The following is a 23,646-nucleotide window of genomic DNA, read 5'->3' as shown; positions in this document are numbered from 1 at the left end:
TACACCCCAACCCCTCTCCCGGTGGGAGAGGGGCTTGAAAGCCGTCATCCTGGCGAAAGCCGGGACCCAGGCTGTCACGGCATCAGCGTCGTACGGCTCTGGAGATCAGCACACCAGCCAATCAACCAACCAGCCAACTAACTAACCAACCAACCAACAACACCTCACCGCGCCACCAGCGGCATCGGCTGCGCGAGGCCGCGCGCCATCGCGCTGTCGAGCAGCACGCGCGTCTTGCGTTCGGCTTCCTCGATGATCTTTTCCTGCTGCTTGCCGAGCGCGTCCATCTGGCGGCCGAGGGCATCCATCGGCTTGCTGGCTTCATCCATCTGGCGGCCCAGCGCTTCCATCGGCCCCTGGTTTGCAGCCAAGGCGGCGGTCTGCTGCTCGATCACGCGGCTCTGCTCGTCCATCTGGCGCCCGAGTTCATCCATCTGGCGGCCCAGGTCGTCCATCGTCGCTTCCAGGCGATCGCGGCCGGCACCGTCCGCTCGCGCCATCTGCGAGGCGATCTCCGACTGCCGTTCGGCCAACGCGCTCTGCTGGTCGGCCAGGCGCTCCATGCGACGGGAGGATGCGTTGATCGCGCGGTCGTCGTCGGCCTTGGCCGAAAGCTGTTCCATCTGCGCGCCCAGCGCCTCCATCTTGTTGCCGTGGACTTCCATCTGGTCGCCAAGCGCTTCCATCTGCTCGCCGATGCGATCACTGTCGCGCCATGCATCGCGCACCTTCGCCATCGTGTCGGCGTCGGACACCACGTAGGCCTTTCCATCGCGGCGGAACCAGATGAAGTCCTGGTTGGTCAGGCTGCGGCGGGCGCGTTCGATCTCGGGGATGTCGTCGGTCGAACCGGACATGCGGAACCCGTCGCGATCCTTGCTGATGAGCGCGTAGGCGTTCTCGTCGTCGTGCTTGAGTCGCAGCGTCGTCGAGGCGCTCTTCGCCGGCGTGGCGGCGGGCTTCGCCTTCGGTTGCGCGGACGGTTGCCCGTGGCTGGCTGCATCGGCTTTCGCCTGCGCGGACGTGGCGGCTGCGGGTTTCGCGTCCTGGCCGATCTGCGCATGCGCGTAGAACGCCAGGCAGGCGATCGCGACGCCGACCAGCGGCAAGGCGACGCCGCCGCGCACGGGGCGCGCGCCGGGACGGACGAGTTGTTCGATGCGGGACATCAGATGGCCTCCATGGGCGGCTTGCGCGAGATTGGGCGTGGACAGGTCGACGGTGTGGCTGCAAGACCACTCCGCCAGTTCGGACAACGCCAGCGCGAGCCGGCGCGGTTGACCGGTCACGTCGGCGGCGAGGCGGTCGGCGATGTGTTCGCGTTCGTCGCGGATGCGACGCGACAGCCACCACGTGACCGGGTGGTAGAACAGCAGCGCCTCGGCGAGGTTCTGCAGCAGGTTGACGAGGTAATCGTGGCGGCGGATGTGCGCCAGCTCGTGCGCGAGCAGGGCTTCGACCAGATCGGCCGGCATGCGCGTGAGCAATCCCGCCGGCAGCAGCACGATCGGGCGCCACCAGCCGGCGGATACCGGCGAAGACAGCGACTGGACGACGCGAAGCGCGACATCGCGACGCAGCCCGAAACGCTGCGCGAGCGCGTCCAGTCGCGTTTGCCATTGCGCGTGTGCGGCCGCTTGCGGCGTTGCGCGAAGGCGCTGGATCCACAGCAGTCCGGCGACCATGCGCAGCGACAGCGCTCCGGCGCCGGCGGCCCAGAGCAGCACGATCGTCGGCAGCGCGGCGTCCAGTCGCGATGCCCAATCCGGTGCGACGTCGCCGGTGACGATGGCCAGGGCGGTGATGCGTACGTCGTCGCCCGCGGGAATGACGCCGCCGGTCGACGCGGGCGTCCATATCTGCGCGACGACATACAGCGTCGGCACCAATGCGCACAGCAGCAACGCCGAACACGCCACCGCGTAGCGCGCCTGCGGACGTGCATCACGCATCAGCCGCAGGGCGATCGCCGCAAGCACTCCGATCAGTGCGCCTTGCCAGAGGAAGTGGAGCAGGGCGCGGCCGAGCGCCGGCACCAGCTGGGCGAGGAAGTCAGTCATCGCGGTGCTCCGTGCCGTTGTCGTCGGCGTTGTCCTTGAGGAAACGGCGGATTTCCTCGCGTTCCTTGTCGCTCACGTGTTCGTTCAACGCCGCCATCACCAGCGCCTTGCCCGAGCCGGAAAACGCCTTCTGGATGAGCTCGGAGAGCAGGTTCGTCTGCAACGCGTCCTGGGCATGCGCGGCGGCGTAGACGTGGGATCGCTGGCTCTCGTCGCGCGTGAGCAAGCCCTTGCCGTGCATCACCTGCATCAGGCGCAGCACCGTGGCGTAGGTGATGTCTGGGCGCTCGGCGAGCCGCGCCTGGTGGACGTCCTTCACCGTGGAAGGACCCAGACGCCAGATCGCCCGCAGCAGGTCGAGCTCGGCGGCGGTGGGCTTCGGCGGTCGGGCATTCCTGCGGGTCATGGCGGTCTTCGAAAGGTGCGTGCGAGGATGCTGATCCATCTAGAACGTTTTGTCTAGACCGTTTTGTCTATGACGAAAGTCACGGGTGCCGGCCTTCCAGCGCCACTAGGATGGGCCGGCCGCGCCAGGCGCCACCGGGAGCATCGCGATGTCCTCCGTCCGTCCGTTCGCACCGCGCATCCTCTGGGCTTTCGTTTTGATCGGCGGAGTGCTCGTCGCCCTTGGCGACTTCATCTTCGCCACGACGCTTTGGTTCTCGTGGGACGCGGAAGGTTTAAGGCGCGTCTTCCAGACCATCGCGGTCGGCGTGCTGGGACAGGCCAGCTACGACGGCGGCACGCAGACGGCCATGCTCGGCGCGGTGCTGCACGTCCTGATGGCCACGGCCTTCGTGGCGATCTACACGCTGGTCGCCCGCCGTTTCCCGTCGCTGCTGGCGCGGCCCGTCGTGCTCGGCGTGCTCTACGGCGTCGTGCTGTACGTGGTGATGAACTTCGTGGTGATGCCGCTCTCGCGCGTCGGACGCTCGCCGTCGTTCGCGCATCCGGACTGGATCGCCTATGCCGTGCTTGCGCACATGTTGTTCGGCGTGATCTGCGTGCTGTTCGCACGACGCGCCTTACGGCGCGGTTGAGTGCCGCTGGCGTCCGCCGGTCGGCTGGCCGCAAACACCCCTTGACGCATCGGTCGCCCGACCGATAAACGAGCGCAATCCACCGGACGGAGCGCCGCCATGCTGGAGAAGCTCGCTTTCACGATGTACCCCGTGGTCGACGTCGATCGCGCCTGCGATTTCTACGAGAACACGCTGGGCCTCAAGCGCGGCTCGCATGGCCACCAGGACGGCCAGTACTGGATCGAATACGACCTGCCCGGCGGCGGTTGCTTCGCGCTCACCAACGCCACGCCGTCCAAGCCCAGCGAAGCCGCCGGCGGCACGGTCGGCTTCGAAGTCGACGACCTCGAAGCCACCGTCGCAGACCTGAAGAAGAAAGGCGTCACCTTCCGCAGCGACATCATCGTGACGCCGGTGTGCCGCATGGCCGTGTGCGTGGACAGCGAAGGCAACGCGTTGCTGCTGCACCAGTTGAAGCGGAAGTGACGCGAATGGCCGCACGCACGTCCACGACGGAGACACCCAAGGCATGCATGCAATTCGCGCTGGACTGGCTTCGCGATCATGCGTCCGAAGCCGCACGCGCGGGCATGGCGCGATTCGCGATTCCGTCCGACCACGCGCTTGGTGTGTCGATGAAGGACATCCAGGCGCTCGCGAAGCAGCTTGGCCGCGATCACGACCTCGCGGCGGCATTGTGGAGCACGGGCGTCTACGAGGCGCGCATGCTCGCGGCATATGTCGAGGAGCCCGAACAGGTCACCGCGGCGCAGATGGATCGCTGGTGTCGGGATTTCGACAACTGGGCCGTGTGCGACACGCTGTGCTTCGTGTTGTTCGACCGGACGCCGCATGCCTTCGCCAAGGTCGTGCAGTGGTCGTCGCGCCGCGACGAATTCCAGAAGCGCGCGGCCTTCGCGCTGCTCGCAAGCCTTGCGTTGCACGGCAGACTGGGCGACGAATCGCTGTATGCCGATGGCCGGGCACTGATCAAACGCGAGGCCTCCGATGATCGCAACTTCGTGAAGAAAGGCGTGAACTGGGCGCTGCGAGCGATCGGCCGGCGGGCCGACTGGCGCGCGGAAGCGACCCTCGTGGCGAAGCGGCTTGCGGCCTCCGACGAGGCGAGCGCGCGATGGATCGGAAAGGATGCGCTGCGCGAGTTCGCGAAGCAGCCTCCGAAGGCGTCGAAGAAGGCACCGGCGAAGAAGGCGACGAAGAAGACGGCCGTGAAGGCACCGCAGAAGCGACCGGCACGCAGGACGGTCGCAAGCAGGCCGCGCAGCACGGCTTGATCCGGATCAAGAGCGCAGGGCAGGTTGCTTCCTAGACTTTCCCCTGACGCAATCCTGCGCATGCTCAAGGGGATGACATGAAAACCGCTCTGCTGCTGGCCGGCCTCGCGCTCGCCGGTGTTTCGTCGCACGCTTTCGCCGCCGACAACTGCACGGTGAAGATCAAGGCCAACGATGCGATGCAGTACGACATCAAGACCGCGACTGTGTCGGCGTCGTGCCCGGCTATCACCATCGAACTCACCCATACCGGGAAGATGCCGGTGGCTGCGATGGGGCACAACGTGGTGGTCTCGCAGACCGTGCTGTACGACGCCATCGCGCGCGACGGACTGAAGGCCGGCGCAGCGGCGGGATACGTGCCGAAGAACGATCCGCGCGTGATCGCGGCCACCGCGCTCATCGGCGGCGGCCAGAGCACCAAGACCACGTTTGCCGGTTCGCGCCTGAAAGCCGGCGGCGACTACGCCTTCTATTGCAGCTTCCCGGGCCACGCGACGCTCATGCGCGGCAAGCTCATCGTGGTGAAGTGATTGCCTGACGCGACCGCTGTCAGCAACAGGTGATACGCCTGCGGCGTCGAAAACCCGGCGCCGCAAACCGTTCGCGAGCGTTCTTCACACAAGGACGCAGCATCGTTCATTCCGCCGTCACGACCCTTTCACCGCATCGACACGATGATCCGATGGCCTGCCGCCGGGGACGCTGCACTTCACGGCGAGTCTGACGGAGGCGACTGCGAGAAAAGCGTTCCGGTGCGCCGCGCCGGTGGCGTGTTTTTCCCCGCCGCCATCGCGAGTCGAGCTGTCCGATTTGCCGGTTGTTCCCGTGCAGTCATGCAGGAGGGGCAGGGCTTGGAAGCGTTCGTGCACGACGTGGTGCGTTTCTACGACGACCTGATCGGCCGCACGCATGGCCCGATGTCGTTCCGCTTCTTCCTGCAACCGGGCATGGCGCTGCTGATGGCGCTGCGCGACGGTACACGCGATGCGAAGACGGGCCGGCGTCCGTATTTCTGGAAGATCGTCAACGACCCGGCGGCGCGCCGTGCGTCGCTCCACGAGGGCGTGAAGGCGACCACGCGCATCCTGATCCTCGGGCTGGTGATGGAGATCATCTACCAGTATCGCGTGCTCGGCACCTTCCACGTGCTGGAAGCGATCAACGTGATCGTCGTGCTGTGCTTCCTTCCTTACCTGCTGCTGCGCGGGCCGATCAACCGGCTGGTGCGCTGGTGGCATGCGCGTGCGCATCGCACGGCCTGAACGGAGACGCCGATGAGCTCGCAGCACGATGAAACCCCGGCGCGGCCGAAGCGATTCGAGGATACGCAGCTGCCGGCGATTCCCGACGTGGGGCTGCTCGATGCGGACGTCGCATCGGTCGAGCTCTCGCAGCATCGCACGAAGCTCTCGACGCACCGCACGGGTCTTTCGGAACACCGGACGGATCTGTCCGAATACCGCACCGATCTGTCGACCAATCGCACCGAGATGTCGATGCGCCGCACCGGCATGTCGTTCCAGCGCACGCGCCTCAGCGCCGAGCGCACGCTGATGTCGGTGATCCGCACCGCGCTGTCGCTCATCGGCTTCGGTTTCACGATCTTCCAGGTATTCAGCAGGGGGCGCGAGTCGGGCGTCTTGAACATCAGCACGGCCGCGCCAAGCAATTTCGGCATGGCGCTGGTGATGCTCGGCGTGTTGCTGCTCATCGTCGGCATCGTCTACCACATCAACTTCATGCGCACCTTGCGTGCGCAACGCAACGCCATGGTCCAGCACGGGCTGGTGCATGGCGAAAGCGGCTATCCGGTTTCCTACACGCTGCTCACCGCATGCGCGCTGCTGCTGATCGGGTTGTACGCCATCGTCACGATGGTGTTCGACGTGGCGCGCGGCTGATCCCGCTGTTCGTTCTGCTTCCCCCACACCACAAGGAGACGCGTCATGGCTCAGGCGAAAAAAGCCGCCCGTCCGGCCAAGGTGGCCAAATCCGCACCGCCTTCGCAGCGGTCCGACAAGGGCGCCGCAAGCAGCGGGAGCGCACCGCAGAAGGCGTCCGCGCGCAAAGGCGGGGGCGGCGGGGGCGGGAAACAGCCGAACATCCTGGTGATCTGGGGCGACGACATCGGCATTGCGAACCTGAGCTGCTACACGCACGGCCTGATGGGCTACCACACGCCCAACATCGACCGCATCGCGCACGAAGGCATGCGCTTCACCGATTCGTATGGCGAGCAGAGCTGCACCGCGGGCCGCTCCTCGTTCATCACGGGGCAGAGCGTGCATCGCACGGGGCTGTCGAAGGTAGGCATTCCCGGCGCGCCGCAGGGCATGGTCGATTCGGTGGTGACCATCGCTTCGCTGCTGAAGGATCGCGGCTACGCGACGGGTCAGTTCGGCAAGAACCATCTGGGCGATCTGAACAAGCACCTGCCCACCTTGCACGGCTTCGATGAGTTCTTCGGGAACCTCTATCACCTCAACGCCGAGGAAGAGCCGGAGATGTACGGCTATCCGAAGGACCCGCGGTATCGCGAGCAGTTCGGCCCGCGCGGCGTGATCCACAGTTGGGCGACGGACAAGGACGATGCGACCACGCACCCCCGCTGGGGCCGCGTCGGCAAGCAGAAGATCCAGGACACCGGTCCGCTGAACCGCAAACGCATGGAAACCTGCGATGACGAGTTCGTCGAGGCGGCCAGCGATTTCATCAAGCGCCAGGACAAGGCCGGCAAGCCGTTCTTCGTGTGGCTCAACACCACGCACATGCATTTCATCACGCACACCAAGCCCGAGAGCATGGGGCAGGCCGGCGAGCACCAGTCGCCGTACCACGACACGATGATCGACCACGACAAGAACGTCGGGCAGATGCTCGATCTGCTAGATGAACTCGGACTGGCCGAAGACACCATCGTGATCTATTCGACCGACAACGGCCCGCACATGAACAGCTGGCCGGACGCGGGCATGACGCCGTTCCGCAGCGAGAAGAACAGCAACTGGGAAGGCGCGTTCCGCATTCCGGAACTGATCCGCTGGCCGGGCCGCATTCCCGCGGGCGCGGTGAGCAACGAGATCATCCAGCATCACGACTGGCTGCCGACGCTGCTCGCCGCCGCCGGCGACACCGATTGCATCGATCGGCTGAAGAAGGGAACCACCGTCAACGGTCGCAAGTACAAGAATCACATCGACGGCTACAACCTGCTGCCCTACCTGACGGGCGAGGAAGAGAAATCACCCCGCAAGTGGTTCTTCTACTTCAGCGACGATGGCGACGTGCTCGGCATACGCTGGCAGAACTGGAAGATCGTCTTCATGGAACAGCGCTGCCAGGGCACGCTGCAGATCTGGGCCGAGCCGTTCACCGAGCTTCGCCTGCCCAAGATGTTCAACCTGCGCATGGATCCTTACGAGCGTGCCGACATCACGTCCAACACGTACTGGGACTGGATGCTCCACAATGCGTTCTGGATCTACGGCGCCCAGGCCGCGGCGGCCCAGTTCCTCGCGACGTTCAAGGAGTTCCCGCCCGCGCAGACGCCCGGCAGCTTCAACCTGGAGCAGGCCGAGCAGAAGATGACGGAGATCAGCAGCAAGTCCGGCTGACGCAGGGATGCCACGCATGGACCCGTTGCCTTCCTGGAACGACGGCGCGGCGAAGTCGGGGATCCTCGACTTCGTCGCGCGCGTGTGTGCGCAAGGTGGCCCGGATTTCGTCGCGCCCGCCGAACGCATTGCCGCGTTCGACAACGACGGCACGTTGTGGTGCGAGTATCCGCTGCAGGTGCAGGTGTTCTTCGCGCTGGCCGAGGTGAAGCGGCTGGCGCAGCAGGATCCGTCGCTGCTGGAAAAGCCCGCGTTCAAGGCGATGATCGACGGCGACGTGAAGACGTTGATGTCGCTGCCGAAGAAGGATGTGTTCGAGCCGGCGTTCGCGACGCATGCGGGCATGACGGTCGAGGAGTTCCACGCCAACGCGTGGCGCTGGCTGCGGCAGGCCGAGCATCCGAAGCTGCGCCGACCGTTCCTGCGCAACACCTACGCGCCGCAGCGCGAGCTGCTCGATCATCTGCGCGCGAATGGATTCAAGACGTACATCGTCACCGGCGGCGGCATCGAGTTCGTGCGGGTGGTCGCGCAGCAGCTGTACGGCATTCCGCCGGAGCAGGTCGTCGGTTCCAGCACGAGGATGAAACTCGAAGACGGCGCCGACGGCATGGTGCTGCGGAAACTGCCCGAACTGGGCAGCTTCGACGACCGGGATGAGAAGGTGGTCAACATCGCGTTGCACATCGGTCGCCGGCCCGTGTTCGCGTTCGGAAATTCCGATGGCGACCTGCCGATGATCCGGTATACGCTCGGTGGCACGGGGCCGCGCATGGCGTGGCTCCTGCACCACGACGATGCCACGCGCGAGTTCGCCTACGATCGCGATTTCAGGCTGAGCGCGCTGCGCGACGGGCTCGACCGGGCCGCTGAACTGGGCATCGGCGTGGTGAGCATGCAACGCGACTGGAACCGCGTGTTCGCCGACGGCGACGAGACCCCCAACGGAGGCAATGCTTGAGCGAGACGGTCGAAAACCCTACGCGTGCCGACCGCCGGCACGATGACATGGTCCGCATCGAAGGCGGCTCGTTCACGATGGGCTCGAACGATCACTACCCGGAAGAAAAGCCGGCGCACAAGGTGCGCGTCGATGCCTTCCGGATCGATCGTCATGCGGTGACAAATCGCGATTTCGCGCGCTTCGTCGCGGCGACGGGGCATGTCACGCAGGCTGAGAAGCCGGCCGATGCGGCGGATTATCCCGATGCTGATCCGGCGATGCTGGTGCCGGCATCGGTCGTCTTCGTGCCGCCGCCGGGGCGCGTGGACCTGCGCAATCACTACCACTGGTGGCAGTACATTCCCGGCGCCGACTGGCGGCATCCGCGCGGTCCGGACAGTTCGCTCGATGGACTGGAGGACCACCCCGTCGTGCATGTCGCCTACGCAGACGCGCTCGCGTACGCAAAGTGGATCGGCAAGGACCTGCCGACGGAAGCCGAATGGGAATTCGCCGCAAAAGGCGGGCGCGATGGCACCGAATACGCGTGGGGCGACGAACTGGTGCCCGACGGCAAGCACATGGCGAACACGTGGCAGGGCGAGTTCCCGTGGGAGCTGAAGCCCGAAGATGGCTACGCGTGGACCGCGCCGGTCGGCTCGTTCGAGCCCAATGGTTATGGCCTGTACGACATGATCGGCAACGTGTGGGAATGGACCGCCGACTGGTACCAGGACCACGGCCGCATCCAGCAGCATTCGTGCTGCACGCTCGAGAATCCACGCGGCGCCGAGCGTGACGCGAGCCTGGACCCGCGCGATCCCGCGCGTATCCCGCGTCGCGTGATGAAGGGCGGATCGCACCTGTGCGCGCCGAACTATTGCCGTCGTTATCGCCCGGCGGCGCGTATGGCGCAGCCGGTGGATACCTCGACCTGCCACGTCGGTTTCCGGCTGGTGGTGCGCGGCTGAATCGAACGCGATGAGTTGACACGGCCGCGATGCGCGGCGGGGAGGGCGTATGGAGCGCTGGCTGATCGCCGTATCCGAACCGACCATCCTGGCGATCGACTTCATCGCGCTGGGCACGATCGTGCTGGGCACGCTCATCGCGGTGAAGGACGGCATCGCGCTGCTGATGGCGCGGGGCGAGATCGACCGGCACGAGCGGCGCCACCTGTGGATGCGCTACTCGCACTGGCTTGTGGCGGGCCTGACGTTCCAGCTGGCGGCGGACATCATCGAATCCTCCATCACGCCCGACTGGGACGGCATCGGACGCCTCGCCGCGGTCGCGGTGATCCGCACCTTCCTCAACTATTTCCTCGAGCGCGACGTGTCCGAAATCCGCGAACTCGAACGCGCGCGCGAGCGCGAATCGCTCCCCGAGAAACCTGCGCCTTGACCCGCGCTGCGCCGCGGATCGGCGTCACGGTCGCGTAGAATGCGCGGCCCCAAGCAGGAGCCGTGCCATGCCCGTTTCGCCCGCCTGTCCGCAGTGCACCCTGACCAACACCTACGTGGACGGTGCGAACTTCGTCTGTGCCGATTGCGGCTTCGAATGGCCGGTGGAAGGCGAGGGCGAGACCTCCTCGAGCGTGGTCGTGCGCGACAGCAACGGCAACACGCTGGCCAACGGCGACACGGTGGTGGTGATCAAGGACCTGAAGGTCAAGGGGGCCTCCATCCCGCTCAAGCAGGGCACGGTGATCCGCAACATCCGCCTGGTCGAGGACGATGCCGAACACATCGAAGGCAACTCCGACAAGATCAAGGGCCTCGTCCTGAAGACGATCTTCCTGCGCAAGGCCTGAGCGCAGGGCGACGCGCCATCACCGCGTGTTATCGCGGGCGGCGCGAAAGTGGACGCTTTCCGACACGGGAGCGTTCCATGAGCCAGTACCGCATCGGGCTGCTGATCGGCAGCCTCCGGCAGGAATCGATCAACCGCCAGCTCGCCAACGCGCTGACGAAGATGGCGCCGTCGTCCTTCACCTTCCACGAGTGCCGGATCGACGACCTCCCCCTGTACAACCAGGACGACGACAGCCATCAGGCCGCGCCGGTGAAGCGGCTCAAGCAGGAAGTCCGCGAGGCCGACGGCGTCCTCTTCGTCACGCCGGAATACAACCGCTCGGTGCCAGGCGTGCTGAAGAACGCGATCGACCACGCCTCGCGCCCGTACGGCGACAGTGCGTGGCAGGGCAAGCCGGCGGGCGTGATCGGCGGCTCCATCGGCGCGGCGGGCACCGCGATGTCGCAGCAGCACCTGCGCAACATCCTGGCCTACCTGGACGCGCCGACGATGGGCCAGCCAGAGGCGTACATCCACGTGAAGGAAGGCTTCTTCGACGATTCGGGCAACGTCGCCAACGAAGGCAGCCGCAAGTTCCTGCAGGACTGGATGGACCGCTACGCGCAGTGGGTGCGTCTGCATGTGGATGCGGGGCGCGCGCGGGCCTGAGTGCTTGAGCCCGGCTCCCTCCGGGAGAGGGGTTGGGGTGAGGGTCGGGGCATGCGATGTGTGTACGACCGCGATGCCCCGCATTCCCACCACGACGGCCGCGTGCAGGTGACGGGCTTCCGCGAAATGTTGATGACGCAAGACGCAGGCTGCTTACAGCGCGACAATGCACCCACGTCAGCTCGCCGCCCGCCCATGTCGCTGAACCTTCCCTTCGATCTCCCCGAACCCCAGCGCATCGCGCTCGAAAGCGCGTATGCGACGCCGCCACGCGCGTACCACAACTTCGAGCACGTCCGCGAAGTGCTGCGCCATTACGTCGAGGCATCGCACGGGCCGGGCTGGACGCAGCCGGCGGAAGTCGCGCTCGCCGTGCTCTACCACGACGCGATCTACGAAGCCGGCCGCAAGGACAACGAAACGCGCTCGGCGCAGCTGGCCGAAGAACACATCGCGCGCTTCATGCCCGATCGCCACATCGACGTGCCGCGCGTGACGCAGCTGATCGAACTCACCGCGCGGCATGGCGTGCTGGAGCCGAACGACGTGGACGAGGAGGCCGCGCTGTTCCTCGACTGCGACATGGCGATCCTCGGCGCGGAGCCGACGGTGTTCGATGCCTACGATCGCGGCATCGCAGCCGAATACCGCGCCGTCGTGCCGGGGTGGTTGTTCAAGATCAACCGCAAGCGCTTCCTGAAATCGTTGCTCGGGCGCGAGCGCATCTACCTCACGCCGTTCTTCCACCAGCGCCTGGACGCGTCCGCGCGCAACAACCTGCGCCGTGCGGTGACGTCAAAACGTTAGCCGTCCTTGACGGCATGCATGCGCGCGATGCCGAACAATCGCGTCGATGTCGTGAACCGGGCGACGTGAACCGGGCAAGGAGTCGCGGATGGCTTTCCAGATCAGTTCGCCCGCCTTCGAACACAACGCAGCGATTCCCTCGCGCTTCACCTGCGAAGGTGACGACGTTTCGCCGGAACTGCGCTGGTCCGGCGCGCCGGAGGGCACGCGCAGCCTGGCGCTGATCGTCGAGGATCCCGACGCGCCCGATCCCGCGGCGCCCAAGCGCGTATTCGTGCATTGGGTGCTCTACAACCTGCCGGCGAACTCGACGGGCCTAGCGGAAAACATCCAGACCGACCGCCTGCCGTTCGGCACCAAGGCGGGCCAGAACGGCTGGCAGCGCGCCGGCTACGGCGGTCCGTGTCCGCCGATCGGCCGGCATCGCTATTTCTTCAAGCTCTACGCACTGGACATCGAATTGCCGGATCTCGGCGACGTCGACAAGCTCCGCCTGCTCGACGCCATGGAAGGCCATGTGCTCGGGCAGGCGGAGTTCATCGGGACGTACCAGAAGGGCGATCAGTAGGCCTGCGCCGTCGGGCGAACCACCAGTTCGTTGACGTCAACGTCGGCCGGCTGGCCGATCGCGAAGGCGATGGCGCGCGCGATTGCATCCGCCGGCAGCATGTCCTTGCGGAACACCTCGTCCACTTCGCGCTTCATCGCCGGATCGGAAATCGTGCTGGTGAGTTCCGATTCGACCGCGCCCGGCGCGATGGTCGTCACGCGCAGGAACGGCGATTCCTGGCGCAGACCCTCCGACAGCGCGTGCACGGCGAACTTCGTGGCGCAGTAGACGGCGGCCGTGGCGAACACCTGGCGGCCGGCGACGGACGAGACGTTGATGATCTGCCCGGCGCCGCGCTCGTTCATCGACGGCAGCACGGCGCCGATGCCGTACAGCACGCCCTTCACGTTGACGTCGACCATGCGGTCCCATTCGTCGACCTTGAGATCGGCCATGCGCGAGAGCGGCATCACGCCCGCGTTGTTGACCAGCACGTCGACGCGGCCGAAGCGCGCGATCGTCGCATTGACGAACGCCTCCACGTCGTCGCGCCGCGTGACGTCGAGCGCCTGCACGAACACGTCGCCGCCTTCGTTGCGGATGCGCGTGGCGATGGCTTCGAGCCGGTCGGTACGACGCGCGCCAAGTGCGAGGATCGCGCCGTGCTGCGCCAGCCGCAGCGCGGTCGCTTCGCCGATGCCGCTGCTCGCGCCGGTGATGGCGACGACCTTGCCGGCGATGTCGAGGGAGAGGGAAGGGGTCTGATTGGACATGGTGTTCTCCGGATGTCGGGATGCAAGGGCCCGTCGCGGCCGTATGCACCGGCCGCGTCAGGGCGTTTCGAAGGACGCCGACGCCTGCGCGCCGGCGGAGGATCAGGCGTTGACCGAGGACATGCCGGCGGCCGGATAGCGCGTGCCGGCGACTTCGTGCGTCGCGAGCACTTCATCCAGGCGCTGCTGCTCGGCGATGGTCAGGTCGATGCGGGCCGCACCGGCGTTCTCGTCCAGTCGCGAAATGCGGCGCGTGCCGGGAATCGGCACGATGTCGGGCCCGCGGTGCAGCAGCCACGCCAGAGCCAGCTGCGCGGGCGTGCAACCGCGTTCGCTTGCCAGTTCGGTCACGGCCTGCACCAGGCGCTGGTTCTGGTCGATGTTGCCGTCCTGGAAGCGGGGGTTCTGGCGACGCCAGTCGGTGTCGGACAGCTCGCTGGTGTTCTGGATCGCGCCGGTGAGGAAGCCGCGGCCCAGCGGGCTGTAGGCGACGAAGCCGATGCCCAGTTCGCGGCAGGCGGCGAGCGAATCGCGTTCGACATCGCGCGTCCACAGCGAGTATTCGCTCTGCAACGCCGCGATGGGATGCACGGCGGCGGCGCGGCGCACGGTCGCGCCGGAGGCCTCCGACAGGCCGAGATGACGCACCTTGCCGGCTTCGACCAGTCGCGCCATCGCGCCGACGGTCTCCTCGATCGGCACCTTCGGATCGACGCGGTGCTGGTAGTACAGGTCGATGTGGTCCACGCCCAGGCGCTTCAGGCTGGCATCGCACGCGGCGGCCACGTATTCGGGCGAGCCGTCGATGCCGAGGAAATCGCCGTTGGGCGCGCGCACGTTGCCGAACTTCGTCGCGAGCACGACCTCGTCGCGACGCGTACTCAGCACCTTGGCGAGCAGTTCCTCGTTGCGGCCGACGCCGTACATGTCGGCGGTGTCGAGGAAGTTCACGCCGATGTCGAGCGCGTGGTTGAGCACGGCGAGGTTGTCGGCCTCGTCGCTGGGACCGTAGAAATCCGACATGCCCATGCAGCCCAGACCGATGGCGGAGACGACCAGGCCCTGTCGGCCGAGGGTGCGACGGGGGAAGGGAACGTTCATGCGAGGCTCCTGCGAGGTGGGGGAAGCGTGGGACACATGCTGCGCCCGACCCCCGTGACGACGTTAGCCCGATGCTCTGCGATCCTTGCCCGATCCTCCGGGGGTGTGCGCGGCGTCCTTGGCGGACTCGGCGGGCGGCGCATAATCGCTTCGTGCCCATTGGAGGCGTAGACCATGAACACGCAAGGCTCCAACGTCATCGCAGCGCCGCACGGCATGGAGGCCCAGCAGGCCGAGCTCGCCGACCGGATTGCCCGAAACATCCCCGGCGATGGTCTGCATGATTCCATCGTGCCGGGCCTTTCGCTGATCCAGGCCAGCGAACCCTCGCTGCCGTTGCCCGGCGTCTACCACCCGAGCCTGTGCGTGGTCGTGCAGGGCAGCAAGCGGGCGCTGCTGGGCGAGGACGTCTTCCACTACGACGCGCTGAATTACCTCGTGGTGTCGATGTCGCTGCCCATCACCGGGCAGATCCTCGACGCCACGCCGAACTCGCCCTACCTGTGCCTGCGCATCGACATCGACACCGCGCTGGTCAACGAACTGCTGCAGCAACTGCCGGCCGAACGCGCGTCGCGTCGCGGCGGCCGTGCGGTGTTCGTCGGTCGAACGAGTCCGACGCTGCTCGATGCCGTGCTGCGCCTGGTGCGCCTGATCGATACGCCCGAAGAAGCGGGGATCCTCGCACCGCTGGCGACGCGCGAGATCCATTACCGCGTGCTCACCGGCGAACTCGGCGGGCGCCTTCGCGAGTTGTGCGACGTGGAAGGCCCGTCGCAGCGCGTCGCGCGCGCCATCGACCTGATCAAGCAGCGTTACCACGAGCCGCTGCGCATCGAGCAGCTCGCCGCTGCCGCGCACATGAGCGCGTCGTCGCTGCACGAGCGTTTCAAGGCCGCCACCGCGATGACGCCGCTGCAGTACCAGAAGCAGCTGCGCCTGCAGGAAGCGCGTCGCCTGATGCTGGTCGACGGCATCGAGGCGGCGGCTGCGAGCCATCGCGTCGGCTACGAAAGTCCGTCGCAGTTCAGTCGCGAATACCGCCGCCTGTTCGGCGCACCGCCGCGTCGCGAGGTAATGGCGATGCGCGGCCCGGCGGGCTAGGCTGCCGGCTGGGGAAGTCGACGCCGCGTTCGCGGCAGGGATGCCGGGATGTCGCTGGTCGGTGAAGTGCTGGAATTCGTGCTGGAACTTGCGCTCGATAGCGTGACGTCCTGGCGCATGGCCGTGTCGCTGGCGGCGACGGGCATCGTCGTCTGGTTGATCCTCGCGTACGGCCCGCAGAATGCGACGGGCACGGCGCTGGCCATCGGCGCCGCGATCACGGGCATCTTCGTGGGCTTACGCTGGGTGCGTTCGGCCGAAGCAGGCTAGGCCACCGGACGCACGCGCGAGGCCAGCAGCGCGCCGAGCAGCGCGAGGGCGGCGGAAATCGCGAAGCCGACCAGATACGCCATCGACGGCGCACGCGTCAGCAACGCCGCGAAGACCGAGCCGCCGACGGCGAGCACCGTCGCGGTGAACAACGCATCGCACAGATGCAGTGCGGAGGAATTCACGCCCTGACGATTGGGCGGCGACAGTTCCAGGATCAGCACCGAAAGCGTGGGAAACAGCAGTCCCATGCCGAAGCCGGCGGCGATCCAGCCGACGATGCCGATGCTGACCGGCACCGAGGGCGACACCGCGCACGCCACGCCCGCGATGCCGGCCACGATCAACGACATTCCGTAACGCAGCAGCTGCGACGGCGCGAACGGCTGCGATGGCCGGCTGCGGCACCACGAGCCCAGCGACCAGCCCAGCGCGCCCAGCGTGAGCGCCGCGCCGGCCATCGTCGGCGACAGCCCGCGTTCTCGCGACAGCAACAACGGGATGAACACTTCCGTCCCGAAGAACGCGCCCGATGCGATGCCGCGCATCATCACCACCGTCGGCAGACCGCGCGCGGCGCGCAGCGTGCCGCGCGGCAGCAGGTGCCACGCGCATACGACCAGCGCGATGGCGGAGATCGCGAGCATCCCGGCGCCCGCGGCGCCGTGGCGCTGGCCTGCGTAATGCAGCGCGAGCGCGCTCGCCGCCGCGCCGACCGCCCAGGCGAGGCGGTGCGGCGACAGACCTCCGTCGTCGTGCGCGTGTTCGCCTTCCCGCAGGTTGCGCAGCGCCGGCAGCACGCAGGCGGCGGCAGCCATCGCGAGCAACGGCACCGACAGGAACACCCACCGCCATCCGAGGTGTTCGACCAGCGCGCCGGCGATGGTCGGCCCGATCACCGCCGGCACGACCCAGGCCGCGGCGAACGACGAGAAGATGCGCGGGTGCATCGCCGGCGGATACACGCGACCCACCGCGACGTACAACGCCACCGACATCAGGCCGCCGCCGAAGCCCTGCACGATGCGGCCCAGCAGCAGGACTTCCATCGACGACGCGAAGCCGGCGATCAGCAGTCCGATCGAGAACCACACGATGCCGTGCCGCAGGGGCGGCGCAGGCCCGCGGCGGTCCGCCCACGGGCCGCACGCGACCATGCCGATCACCGACGAGGCGAGCGTGCCGCCGAACGCGAGCGCATACAGGGGCAAGCCGTCCAGCGCCTGCGCGACCGTCGGCATCGCCGTGGCGACGGCAAGCGCCTCGAAGGCGTACAGCGCGACGAGCACCACCGCGCCGATGGTGGTGGCGCGGTACTTCCGATCGAACAGGCTTTCCGTCTCGGCACCCGGATAGGAGCCCCTCTCCCGCGGGCGGGAGAGGGGTTGGGGCGAGGGCGAATCGCCGATCTCGTTCGAACGCGAATCGACTTCGCCATCCCGACGTCCTTCCATCACAGCGCGAATCCTTTCGTCTCGTACACCATGAGCACAACCTTGCCACGTCCGTGGCCGTTCTCCACGTCGCGGTGCGCCACGGCGGCGTAGGCGAGGGGATAGATGTCGCGCACGTGCACCCGCAATCGGCCGGCATCGTGCAGGTCGACCAGCGCCTGCAGGCGTTCGCGGTTGCGCTCGCTGCGGATCGCCTGCACGCCCAGGCGCTGCACGTCCTCGAAATCCACCAGCGTGCCGATTCGTGTGGGATCGATGCCGAGCTCGATCGACGCATCCAGGGCGCCGCGCCCGCTGCCATCGAGCGCCGCGTGCACGCCGTGTGGTGCGATGGCGCGCACGCGTTCGGCCAGGCCGGGCCCGTAAAGCACGGGCTCGGCGCCGAGCGCGCGCAGGTACTCGTGGTTTTCGCGACTGGCGGTGCCGATGACGTGCGCGCCGCGCAGGCGCGCCAGCTGCACGGCCATCGTGCCGACGCCGCCGGCCGCACCGTGGACGAGCACCGTGTCGCCGCGGCGGATCGACAACGCTTCGACCGCCGTGTGGGCCGTCTGGCCCGACGCCGACAACGCACCCGCCACGGCCCAGGACATCATCACCGGCTTGAGCACCACTTGCCCGACCGGTACGACGACCGCTTCCGCGTAGGCGTTCGCAGTCGTCCAGCCGAGCACTTCGTCGCCGACGAGCAGCGACGTCACGCCATCGCCGACTGCGTCGACTACGCCCGCGAATTCGTTGCCCAGTTGCCGCGGAAATGGCGCGATTCCGATGCCACGCTGGGCGAACCAGCCGTTGCGCGTCGCGCAGTCGGCCGGTTGCACGCCAGCCGCGCGTACGCGCACGCGGATTTCGCCGCGGGCGGGTTCGGGAAGCGGGAGATCGGCGAGCCGCAGGACATCGGGCGGGCCGTAGTCGTCGAACACGACCGCCTGCATCGTCGGCGCAGGCGCGGAGCGTGCGACGTAGCCGTCGCGCGCGGTGCGGGTATCCATACTCGGGTTGACTCGAAACAGTGACGGGCGTGAGGATAGAACCTCAACTTAAGTTGAGGTCAAGCCGATGGGCAGCGAGGAACTCAGCGTCGGCGAAGTCGCCCGGCGCAGCGGCGTGGCGGTGTCGGCGCTGCATTTCTACGAAGCGAAGGGCCTGATCCACAGCCAGCGCAGCGAAGGCAACCAGCGGCGGTACTCGCGCGATACGCTGCGTCGGATCGCGATCATCCGCGCCGCACAGCGCGTGGGCATGCCGCTTGCGACGATCCGGGATGCGCTGGCGAGCCTGCCCGAAGCGCGCACGCCGACGCGCCGCGACTGGACCCGGCTGTCGAGCGCGTGGCGGGAAGAGCTCGATACGCGCATCGCCGAGCTGATCCGCATGCGCGACACGCTGGACGACTGCATCGGCTGCGGCTGCCTGTCGCTGGACCGGTGCCGGCTGGCGAACCCGGGCGACTGGCTGGGCGACCAGGGCGCCGGGCCGCAGCGATGGGACGGCCCGGTGTGACACGGCTGTAACAAACCTCCGCTGCAATCGTGCAAACCGGCGGCCGGCGCCGGACGGATGCACGCGATGAACCTGCTGATGCTGTCGGACGTGTACTTCCCGCGCGTGAACGGCGTGTCCACCTCGATCCGCACCTTCGCCCGCTCGTTGGCGCGGATGGGCCACGCGGTGACGATCGTCGCGCCCGACTACGGCGACGGCAGCGGGCAGGACCAGCACGACGGGCAGGGCGAGTTCGAGGTGCTGCGCGTGCCCTCGCGGGTGATCTTCTTCGATCCCGAAGACAGACTGATGCGCGCGGATGCCGCGCGCGCGATGCGCGAAAGACTGGCGGCCCGCGAGTGGGACGTCATCCACATCCACACGCCGTTCCGCGCGCATGCGATGGGCGTGCAGCTCTCGCGCGAACTCGGCGTGCCGACGGTCGAGACCTACCACACCTACTTCGAGGAATACGTCGGCCATTACCTGCCGTGGCTGCCGACGCCGGTGGGTCGCTTCGTCGCGCGCGCGGCGTCGCGCAAGCTGTGCCATGGCGTGGATCACCTCATCGTTCCGAGCGCGCAGATGGTCGACGTGCTGCAGCGGTACGGCATCACCACGCCGCACACCGTGCTGCCGACGGGCATCGACATGGCCGAATTCACCGGCGGCGACGGCGCGAGGTTCCGCGAGAAGCACGGCATCGCGCCGGATCGCCAGACGCTGGTCACGGTCAGCCGTTTGTCGCTGGAGAAGAACATCGCCTTCCTGCTGCGCGTGGTGAAGCGGCTGGTGGACGACTTCCCCGAACTGCTGTTCCTCATCGCAGGCGAAGGGCCGGACGAGGCTCGCCTGCGCCGGCTGGCAAGCGAGCTCGGCATCGGGGCGAACGTGCGGTTCTTCGGCAATCTCGACCGCCGCACGACGCTGCTGGACGCCTACAAGGCCGGGGATGCGTTCGTGTTCGCTTCGCCGACCGAAACGCAGGGCCTTGTACTGATCGAGGCGATGGCGCTGGGCGTGCCGATCGTCTCCACCGCCGTGATGGGGACGGCGACGGTGCTGCGCGACACGCACAGCGCGATGATCGCGCCGGAGGACGTCGCCGCCTTCGCCGCGCGGGCGGCGCAGGTGCTGCGTTCGCCGGAGCTGCGCGCGCGGCTGTCCGCGGCCGGCCCGGACGACGCGCGACGCTGGAGTTCGGACACCCTCATGCGCCGTGTCGAATCGCTGTACGGCGCGCTGGCGCAGGGTCGCACGGATCTGGCGCCCACCTGAGGTCTGCGGATCGACGCGGGTCGATGCGGATCGACGCGGAACCTCCGGATCGCCGTGTACCATCGCCGCATTCCTCATCTGGAGATCGGCATGACCCTGTCCCTGCACGACGCAAGCGTGCCCGTATTCCGCCACATGCTCGGCGCGCTCGACGGCGTGCTCGCCAAGGGCGAGGCGCACGCGAAGGCACAGGGTTACGACCCCGAGGTGCTGCTGCACACGCGCCTGTTCCCCGACATGTTCCCGCTCGCGCGCCAGGTGCAGATCGCCTGCGATTTCGCCAAGAGCGTGAGCGCGCGGCTGGCCGACGTCGAAGTGCCGGCCATCCCGGACGAGGAACGCACCTTCGCCGAGCTGCGCCAGCGCATCGCGAAGACGCTGGCCTTCGTCGAGGGCCTCGACGCGCTGCTGTTCGAAGGCGCCGGCGAGCGCGAGATCGTCCTGCGCCCGGGCACGCCGAAGGAGCGCCGCTTCGACGGCCGCAACTACCTGCTCCAGTACGGCCTGCCGCAGTTCTTCTTCCACGTGACCACCGCCTACGCGCTGCTGCGCCACAACGGCGTGCCGGTCGGCAAGCTGGATTACATGGGGGCGCGGTGATGTCCGACGTCCCGGCCGTCGCGCAGCAGCGGATCGCCTCCGCCCGTACGCGGACGATCGGGACGTGGGCGCTGGGCGGCGTGGCGGTGTTCGCGCTCGTCGCCATTGCGATGCAGTTCCTGCGCACGGACCTGGATTTCGTCCGCGCGACGCTGAGCTTCTACCTGCTGGGTCCGCTCGGGTTGTGGCTGCAGCTGGCCTATGTCGGCCTGGCGATGAGTCTGGCGCTGATCGGCGCCGGCTACTACGGGGCCGCGGGGCGCGAGCGACGCAGCGCGGCCGCGCTGTGCCTGTTCCTGGTCGGCGCGATCGGCGTGGCCGTCACCGCGTGGGCCGAGACCGACCGCGGCGGCCCGGCCGCGATGACGATGGCGGCGAAGATCCACGCGATCTCCGCGCCGCTCGCGTTCCTCGGCACCACGCTGGGGATGCTGTGGCAGAGCTGGGCCTTCCGGCGCGATCCGCGCTGGCGACAGCAGTTCGCGCTGGCTTTCGGGTTGGCGGTGTTCTGCTTCGTCGCGCTGTGGCTGCATGCGCTCTGGCGGGACCTGCCGCGCGGGCTCAGCCAGAAGGTGGTGATCGCGGCGATCGCGGTGTGGCTGATGCTCGCGGCGCATTGGCTGCGCCGGACGCCGTCTTCCGGGCAATACTGATCAATCAGTTACGGCGCGAAGCTCAGGTAATTACTGCGGCTTACAATAGGCGCATGCTCAACATTGCCGCCTATCACTTCGTTTCCATCGACCAGCCCGACGACCTCGCGAAGGTCCTTCACGAGCGGGCGGACGCCGCCGGACTGCGCGGCACCATCCTGGTCGCGGGCGAGGGCATCAACCTGTTCCTGGCGGGCGAGGACGACGCGATCCACGGCTTCCTCGACGCCCTGCGCGAGGATGCGCGCTTCGCCGACCTGCTGGTGAAGTTCAGCCACAGCCGGGCCCAGCCGTTCGGCCGGCTCAAGACGAAGGTGAAGCCGGAGATCATCAGCTTCCGTCGCGACAACGCGTCGCCGCTCTCCGACGGCCGCGCACCGATGGTCGAACCGCACACGCTGGCGCGCTGGCTCGACCAGGGTTTCGACGATGCCGGCAAGCCGGTGGTGATGCTCGACACGCGCAACCGCGAGGAGTTCGGCTACGGAACCTTCACGGGCGCGCTAACCCTGCCCATCGACAATTTCACCGACCTGCCGCAGGCATTGCAGCCCCATCGCGACGCACTGCGCGATGCCACTGTCGTGAGCTTCTGCACCGGCGGCATCCGCTGCGAGAAGGCCGCCTTGTGGATGCAGGCCGACGGAATGCGCAACGTGTTGCAGCTCGACGGCGGCATCCTGGGGTACTTTGAGCAGGTCGGCGGCCGACATTACGATGGCCGCTGCTTCGTGTTCGACGGGCGCGTCGCCCTCGACCCGCAATTGCAACCGCTCGTGGACGACGCCGCCTAGCCGGCACGGACTTCCCCCGCCGCGTCCACGACCCGCAAGGAGCTTGAATCAGTGAGCAAGGCGATGACGAACCCCGGTTTGACGTGGATGGCCCCGCGCGTGGCGGCCGCATTGCTGGTGGCGGGCCTGTCGGCCTGCGAGCCGCAGACGCCGGTCAACACCGCGCCGCCGGAAGCGATCACCGCACCGCCGCCGGCCGCCAACCCGCAGCCCGACGTCAACGCCAAGCCGGTCGAGCGCGCGGCGCCGCCGATGATCAAGCCGGTCGCGCTGGGCGAATTCGACCCGGGCAACCCGGTGGCGACCGCCGTCACCGGCAAGCTGTCGCTGGAAGACACGCTCATCAAGGGCGAGAACGGCGCGAGCTTCACCACCGAACGCGTCGCGCTGGTGTCCGGCGGCGACCAGTATTCGGCCGGCGCCACCTACGCGCAGGCGATGATCGTCGATGCCTCGCAGCCGATCGAACTGCGCCGCGTGCTAGAGGAAACCCCGCCGACGCAGTCGCCGGCCAACGCCTTGTGCGGCGGCAACCGCACCGGTTTCATCGCGCTGGCGAAGGTCGAGGACGCGACGGGCGAGACGCTCAAACTCATCGGCCTGAAGGGCACCGACCTGCCGGCCGCGAGCGCGAACGGCGTGGAGCTGTGCGCGAGCACGCAGTACTTCCCGATCGCCGGCGGCGGCGACGCGGAAGGGAAGAAGGTCGCGAAGCGCTGAATTCCTGCGCGGGCTTGGAGCCCCTCTCCCATCGGGAGAGGGGTTGGGGTGAGGGGCAACGAAGCGGTATCGGCGACCAACCGTTGCGGCACAGTGCTGCGGTGTTGCTTTTAACGCGAACTCCGAACGTGAATTCAAAGATCAAAATGGATTCCAGCTTCGCTGGAATGGCGAAGAATGCGGCGATGGCGTGACAGCCTGGATCCCGGCTTTCGCCGGGATGACGGATTCAGTGAGCGTGACGCCGCTTTCAGCCCCTCTCCCAACGGGAGAGGGGTTGGGGTGAGGGGCAACGAAGCGGCCACGGCGACCAACCGTTGCGATACAGCGCTGCGCTGTTGCTTCAACTTCGAAGTCACAACGCACACTCAAAATCAAAATGGATTCCAGCTTTCGCTGGAATGACGAAGAGTGCGGCGATGGCGTGACAGCCTGGATCCCGGCTTTCGCCGGGATGACGGATTCAATCGAGCGTGACGTCGTCGCTCTGAGCCCCTCTCCCATCGGGAGAGGGGTTGGGGTGAGGGGCAACGAAGCGGTAGCGGCGACCAACCGTTGCGATACAGCGCTGCGCTGCTGCTTCAACTTCGAAGTCACAACGCACACTCAAAATCAAAATGGATTCCAGCTTTCGCTGGAATGACGAAGAGTGCG

General features: G+C 67.4%; 29 protein-coding genes. 22 read left to right on the top strand and 7 right to left on the bottom strand.

The features are described 5' to 3' along the window. Positions 1–164: 164 nt before the first annotated feature. Together DX912_RS00140 and DX912_RS00135 are read right to left on the bottom strand one after the other, a co-directional pair. Positions 165–2,060, bottom strand: coding sequence for a M56 family metallopeptidase (locus DX912_RS00140; protein WP_115840446.1), 1,896 nt, complete (start codon positions 2,058–2,060; stop codon positions 165–167). Beyond that, the gene (locus DX912_RS00135; protein ID WP_115840986.1) at positions 2,053–2,466 is read right to left on the bottom strand and encodes a BlaI/MecI/CopY family transcriptional regulator; all 414 of its coding nucleotides are present in this window, start codon (positions 2,464–2,466) and stop codon (positions 2,053–2,055) included. The genes DX912_RS00140 and DX912_RS00135 overlap by 8 nt, the downstream gene beginning before the upstream one ends. Before the next feature lie 148 nt (positions 2,467–2,614). On the opposite strand from DX912_RS00135, the gene DX912_RS00130 reads away from it, so the two are divergent. The 14 genes from DX912_RS00130 (at position 2,615) to DX912_RS00065 (ending at position 12,775) form a co-directional block, all read left to right on the top strand. Beyond that, a complete protein-coding gene (locus DX912_RS00130) occupies positions 2,615–3,100 on the top strand; it encodes a hypothetical protein (RefSeq protein WP_115840445.1) in 486 nt (161 codons plus the stop codon). A 99-nt stretch (positions 3,101–3,199) separates the two neighbouring features. After that, positions 3,200–3,568 carry a VOC family protein gene (locus DX912_RS00125; protein WP_115840444.1) on the top strand — a complete coding sequence of 123 codons (369 nt, stop codon included), beginning with the start codon at positions 3,200–3,202 and terminating at the stop codon, positions 3,566–3,568. 47 nt (positions 3,569–3,615) lie between these two features. Beyond that, positions 3,616–4,377: a DNA alkylation repair protein gene (locus DX912_RS00120; RefSeq protein WP_220340741.1), complete on the top strand. Its 762-nt coding sequence runs from the start codon at positions 3,616–3,618 to the stop codon at positions 4,375–4,377. 77 nt (positions 4,378–4,454) lie between these two features. Next, positions 4,455–4,910: an azurin gene (gene azu / locus DX912_RS00115; RefSeq protein WP_115840442.1), complete on the top strand. Its 456-nt coding sequence runs from the start codon at positions 4,455–4,457 to the stop codon at positions 4,908–4,910. A gap of 321 nt (positions 4,911–5,231) precedes the next feature. Beyond that, the gene (locus tag DX912_RS00110) at positions 5,232–5,642 is read left to right on the top strand and encodes a hypothetical protein (RefSeq protein ID WP_233433422.1); all 411 of its coding nucleotides are present in this window, start codon (positions 5,232–5,234) and stop codon (positions 5,640–5,642) included. Positions 5,643–5,654: 12 nt separating this feature from the next. Continuing rightward, on the top strand, positions 5,655–6,281 hold the full coding sequence (locus tag DX912_RS18255; RefSeq protein WP_181902642.1) for a YidH family protein: 627 nt from the start codon (positions 5,655–5,657) through the stop codon (positions 6,279–6,281). 45 nt (positions 6,282–6,326) lie between these two features. Beyond that, complete coding sequence (locus DX912_RS00100) at positions 6,327–7,994, top strand: arylsulfatase (RefSeq protein WP_115840440.1); 1,668 nt, start codon at positions 6,327–6,329, stop codon at positions 7,992–7,994. A 16-nt stretch (positions 7,995–8,010) separates the two neighbouring features. Further along, entirely contained in the window at positions 8,011–8,955 is a 945-nt protein-coding gene (locus DX912_RS00095) for an HAD family hydrolase (RefSeq protein ID WP_115840439.1), read from the top strand. Beyond that, on the top strand, positions 8,952–9,908 hold the full coding sequence (locus DX912_RS00090) for a formylglycine-generating enzyme family protein (RefSeq protein WP_233433421.1): 957 nt from the start codon (positions 8,952–8,954) through the stop codon (positions 9,906–9,908). The genes DX912_RS00095 and DX912_RS00090 overlap by 4 nt, the downstream gene beginning before the upstream one ends. Before the next feature lie 49 nt (positions 9,909–9,957). Then, positions 9,958–10,341 carry a DUF1622 domain-containing protein gene (locus DX912_RS00085; protein ID WP_115840438.1) on the top strand — a complete coding sequence of 128 codons (384 nt, stop codon included), beginning with the start codon at positions 9,958–9,960 and terminating at the stop codon, positions 10,339–10,341. A 67-nt stretch (positions 10,342–10,408) separates the two neighbouring features. Continuing rightward, on the top strand, positions 10,409–10,750 hold the full coding sequence (locus DX912_RS00080; protein WP_115840437.1) for a zinc ribbon domain-containing protein YjdM: 342 nt from the start codon (positions 10,409–10,411) through the stop codon (positions 10,748–10,750). A 77-nt stretch (positions 10,751–10,827) separates the two neighbouring features. Further along, positions 10,828–11,400 (top strand): NADPH-dependent FMN reductase, encoded by a 573-nt coding sequence (locus DX912_RS00075; RefSeq protein ID WP_115840436.1) that lies wholly within the window; start codon positions 10,828–10,830, stop codon positions 11,398–11,400. Positions 11,401–11,595: 195 nt separating this feature from the next. Continuing rightward, a complete protein-coding gene (locus DX912_RS00070) occupies positions 11,596–12,207 on the top strand; it encodes an HD domain-containing protein (protein WP_115840435.1) in 612 nt (203 codons plus the stop codon). 88 nt (positions 12,208–12,295) lie between these two features. Then, complete coding sequence (locus DX912_RS00065) at positions 12,296–12,775, top strand: YbhB/YbcL family Raf kinase inhibitor-like protein (RefSeq protein WP_115840434.1); 480 nt, start codon at positions 12,296–12,298, stop codon at positions 12,773–12,775. Here DX912_RS00065 and DX912_RS00060 read toward each other — a convergent pair. Next, the gene (locus tag DX912_RS00060; protein WP_115840433.1) at positions 12,769–13,530 is read right to left on the bottom strand and encodes an SDR family oxidoreductase; all 762 of its coding nucleotides are present in this window, start codon (positions 13,528–13,530) and stop codon (positions 12,769–12,771) included. The genes DX912_RS00065 and DX912_RS00060 overlap by 7 nt on opposite strands. A gap of 102 nt (positions 13,531–13,632) precedes the next feature. Further along, complete coding sequence (locus tag DX912_RS00055; RefSeq protein WP_115840432.1) at positions 13,633–14,631, bottom strand: aldo/keto reductase; 999 nt, start codon at positions 14,629–14,631, stop codon at positions 13,633–13,635. A gap of 174 nt (positions 14,632–14,805) precedes the next feature. Between DX912_RS00055 and DX912_RS00050 the strand changes: the two genes are divergently transcribed. Beyond that, on the top strand, positions 14,806–15,735 hold the full coding sequence (locus DX912_RS00050; RefSeq protein ID WP_115840431.1) for an AraC family transcriptional regulator: 930 nt from the start codon (positions 14,806–14,808) through the stop codon (positions 15,733–15,735). 48 nt (positions 15,736–15,783) lie between these two features. Next, the gene (locus DX912_RS00045) at positions 15,784–16,005 is read left to right on the top strand and encodes a hypothetical protein (protein WP_115840430.1); all 222 of its coding nucleotides are present in this window, start codon (positions 15,784–15,786) and stop codon (positions 16,003–16,005) included. Here DX912_RS00045 and DX912_RS00040 read toward each other — a convergent pair. Together DX912_RS00040 and DX912_RS00035 are read right to left on the bottom strand one after the other, a co-directional pair. Then, complete coding sequence (locus DX912_RS00040) at positions 16,002–17,459, bottom strand: MFS transporter (protein ID WP_115840429.1); 1,458 nt, start codon at positions 17,457–17,459, stop codon at positions 16,002–16,004. The genes DX912_RS00045 and DX912_RS00040 overlap by 4 nt on opposite strands. Further along, positions 17,459–18,454, bottom strand: coding sequence for an NADP-dependent oxidoreductase (locus tag DX912_RS00035; RefSeq protein ID WP_220340740.1), 996 nt, complete (start codon positions 18,452–18,454; stop codon positions 17,459–17,461). The genes DX912_RS00040 and DX912_RS00035 overlap by 1 nt, the downstream gene beginning before the upstream one ends. Before the next feature lie 67 nt (positions 18,455–18,521). On the opposite strand from DX912_RS00035, the gene soxR reads away from it, so the two are divergent. The 6 genes from soxR to DX912_RS00005 all read left to right on the top strand — a co-directional run bounded on the left by soxR (position 18,522) and on the right by DX912_RS00005 (position 22,992). Then, positions 18,522–18,965 (top strand): redox-sensitive transcriptional activator SoxR, encoded by a 444-nt coding sequence (gene soxR / locus DX912_RS00030; protein WP_115840428.1) that lies wholly within the window; start codon positions 18,522–18,524, stop codon positions 18,963–18,965. Positions 18,966–19,031: 66 nt separating this feature from the next. Beyond that, positions 19,032–20,225: a glycosyltransferase gene (locus DX912_RS00025; protein ID WP_115840982.1), complete on the top strand. Its 1,194-nt coding sequence runs from the start codon at positions 19,032–19,034 to the stop codon at positions 20,223–20,225. A gap of 90 nt (positions 20,226–20,315) precedes the next feature. Next, the gene (locus tag DX912_RS00020; protein WP_115840427.1) at positions 20,316–20,825 is read left to right on the top strand and encodes a DUF1993 domain-containing protein; all 510 of its coding nucleotides are present in this window, start codon (positions 20,316–20,318) and stop codon (positions 20,823–20,825) included. Then, positions 20,825–21,478 carry a DUF998 domain-containing protein gene (locus DX912_RS00015; protein ID WP_115840426.1) on the top strand — a complete coding sequence of 218 codons (654 nt, stop codon included), beginning with the start codon at positions 20,825–20,827 and terminating at the stop codon, positions 21,476–21,478. Before DX912_RS00020 ends, DX912_RS00015 begins: the two co-directional genes overlap by 1 nt. A 53-nt stretch (positions 21,479–21,531) precedes the next feature. Next, complete coding sequence (locus DX912_RS00010) at positions 21,532–22,272, top strand: sulfurtransferase (protein ID WP_115840425.1); 741 nt, start codon at positions 21,532–21,534, stop codon at positions 22,270–22,272. Between the two features lie 51 nt (positions 22,273–22,323). Next, complete coding sequence (locus DX912_RS00005; RefSeq protein WP_147298527.1) at positions 22,324–22,992, top strand: hypothetical protein; 669 nt, start codon at positions 22,324–22,326, stop codon at positions 22,990–22,992. A gap of 463 nt (positions 22,993–23,455) precedes the next feature. On the opposite strand, the gene DX912_RS18480 is transcribed toward DX912_RS00005, so the two are convergent. Continuing rightward, the coding region (locus DX912_RS18480; RefSeq protein WP_220340739.1) for a hypothetical protein at positions 23,456–23,646 on the bottom strand (191 nt) is incomplete at its 5' end.

This window comes from Lysobacter soli (assembly GCF_003382285.1).
Lineage (GTDB): Bacteria > Pseudomonadota > Gammaproteobacteria > Xanthomonadales > Xanthomonadaceae > Lysobacter_J > Lysobacter_J soli.
This window is presented reverse-complemented; position numbering and strand designations above follow the sequence as displayed.

Excerpts from the sequence above, each read along its gene's own strand:
- DX912_RS00025 (WP_115840982.1), top strand. The coding sequence starts at position 19,032 with ATGAACCTGCTGATGCTGTCGGACGTGTACTTCCCGCGCGTGAACGGC.
- DX912_RS00065 (WP_115840434.1), top strand. The coding sequence starts at position 12,296 with ATGGCTTTCCAGATCAGTTCGCCCGCCTTCGAACACAACGCAGCGATT.
- DX912_RS00135 (WP_115840986.1), bottom strand. The coding sequence starts at position 2,466 with ATGACCCGCAGGAATGCCCGACCGCCGAAGCCCACCGCCGCCGAGCTC.
- DX912_RS00010 (WP_115840425.1), top strand. The coding sequence starts at position 21,532 with ATGCTCAACATTGCCGCCTATCACTTCGTTTCCATCGACCAGCCCGAC.
- DX912_RS00085 (WP_115840438.1), top strand. The coding sequence starts at position 9,958 with ATGGAGCGCTGGCTGATCGCCGTATCCGAACCGACCATCCTGGCGATC.
- soxR (WP_115840428.1), top strand. The coding sequence starts at position 18,522 with ATGGGCAGCGAGGAACTCAGCGTCGGCGAAGTCGCCCGGCGCAGCGGC.
- DX912_RS00125 (WP_115840444.1), top strand. The coding sequence starts at position 3,200 with ATGCTGGAGAAGCTCGCTTTCACGATGTACCCCGTGGTCGACGTCGAT.
- DX912_RS00015 (WP_115840426.1), top strand. The coding sequence starts at position 20,825 with ATGTCCGACGTCCCGGCCGTCGCGCAGCAGCGGATCGCCTCCGCCCGT.
- DX912_RS00095 (WP_115840439.1), top strand. The coding sequence starts at position 8,011 with ATGGACCCGTTGCCTTCCTGGAACGACGGCGCGGCGAAGTCGGGGATC.
- DX912_RS00045 (WP_115840430.1), top strand. The coding sequence starts at position 15,784 with ATGTCGCTGGTCGGTGAAGTGCTGGAATTCGTGCTGGAACTTGCGCTC.
- DX912_RS18255 (WP_181902642.1), top strand. The coding sequence starts at position 5,655 with ATGAGCTCGCAGCACGATGAAACCCCGGCGCGGCCGAAGCGATTCGAG.
- DX912_RS00130 (WP_115840445.1), top strand. The coding sequence starts at position 2,615 with ATGTCCTCCGTCCGTCCGTTCGCACCGCGCATCCTCTGGGCTTTCGTT.
- DX912_RS00040 (WP_115840429.1), bottom strand. The coding sequence starts at position 17,459 with ATGGAAGGACGTCGGGATGGCGAAGTCGATTCGCGTTCGAACGAGATC.
- DX912_RS00100 (WP_115840440.1), top strand. The coding sequence starts at position 6,327 with ATGGCTCAGGCGAAAAAAGCCGCCCGTCCGGCCAAGGTGGCCAAATCC.
- DX912_RS00050 (WP_115840431.1), top strand. The coding sequence starts at position 14,806 with ATGAACACGCAAGGCTCCAACGTCATCGCAGCGCCGCACGGCATGGAG.
- DX912_RS00020 (WP_115840427.1), top strand. The coding sequence starts at position 20,316 with ATGACCCTGTCCCTGCACGACGCAAGCGTGCCCGTATTCCGCCACATG.
- DX912_RS00070 (WP_115840435.1), top strand. The coding sequence starts at position 11,596 with ATGTCGCTGAACCTTCCCTTCGATCTCCCCGAACCCCAGCGCATCGCG.
- DX912_RS00075 (WP_115840436.1), top strand. The coding sequence starts at position 10,828 with ATGAGCCAGTACCGCATCGGGCTGCTGATCGGCAGCCTCCGGCAGGAA.
- DX912_RS00035 (WP_220340740.1), bottom strand. The coding sequence starts at position 18,454 with ATGGATACCCGCACCGCGCGCGACGGCTACGTCGCACGCTCCGCGCCT.
- DX912_RS00140 (WP_115840446.1), bottom strand. The coding sequence starts at position 2,060 with ATGACTGACTTCCTCGCCCAGCTGGTGCCGGCGCTCGGCCGCGCCCTG.
- DX912_RS00120 (WP_220340741.1), top strand. The coding sequence starts at position 3,616 with ATGCAATTCGCGCTGGACTGGCTTCGCGATCATGCGTCCGAAGCCGCA.
- azu (WP_115840442.1), top strand. The coding sequence starts at position 4,455 with ATGAAAACCGCTCTGCTGCTGGCCGGCCTCGCGCTCGCCGGTGTTTCG.
- DX912_RS00060 (WP_115840433.1), bottom strand. The coding sequence starts at position 13,530 with ATGTCCAATCAGACCCCTTCCCTCTCCCTCGACATCGCCGGCAAGGTC.
- DX912_RS00080 (WP_115840437.1), top strand. The coding sequence starts at position 10,409 with ATGCCCGTTTCGCCCGCCTGTCCGCAGTGCACCCTGACCAACACCTAC.
- DX912_RS00055 (WP_115840432.1), bottom strand. The coding sequence starts at position 14,631 with ATGAACGTTCCCTTCCCCCGTCGCACCCTCGGCCGACAGGGCCTGGTC.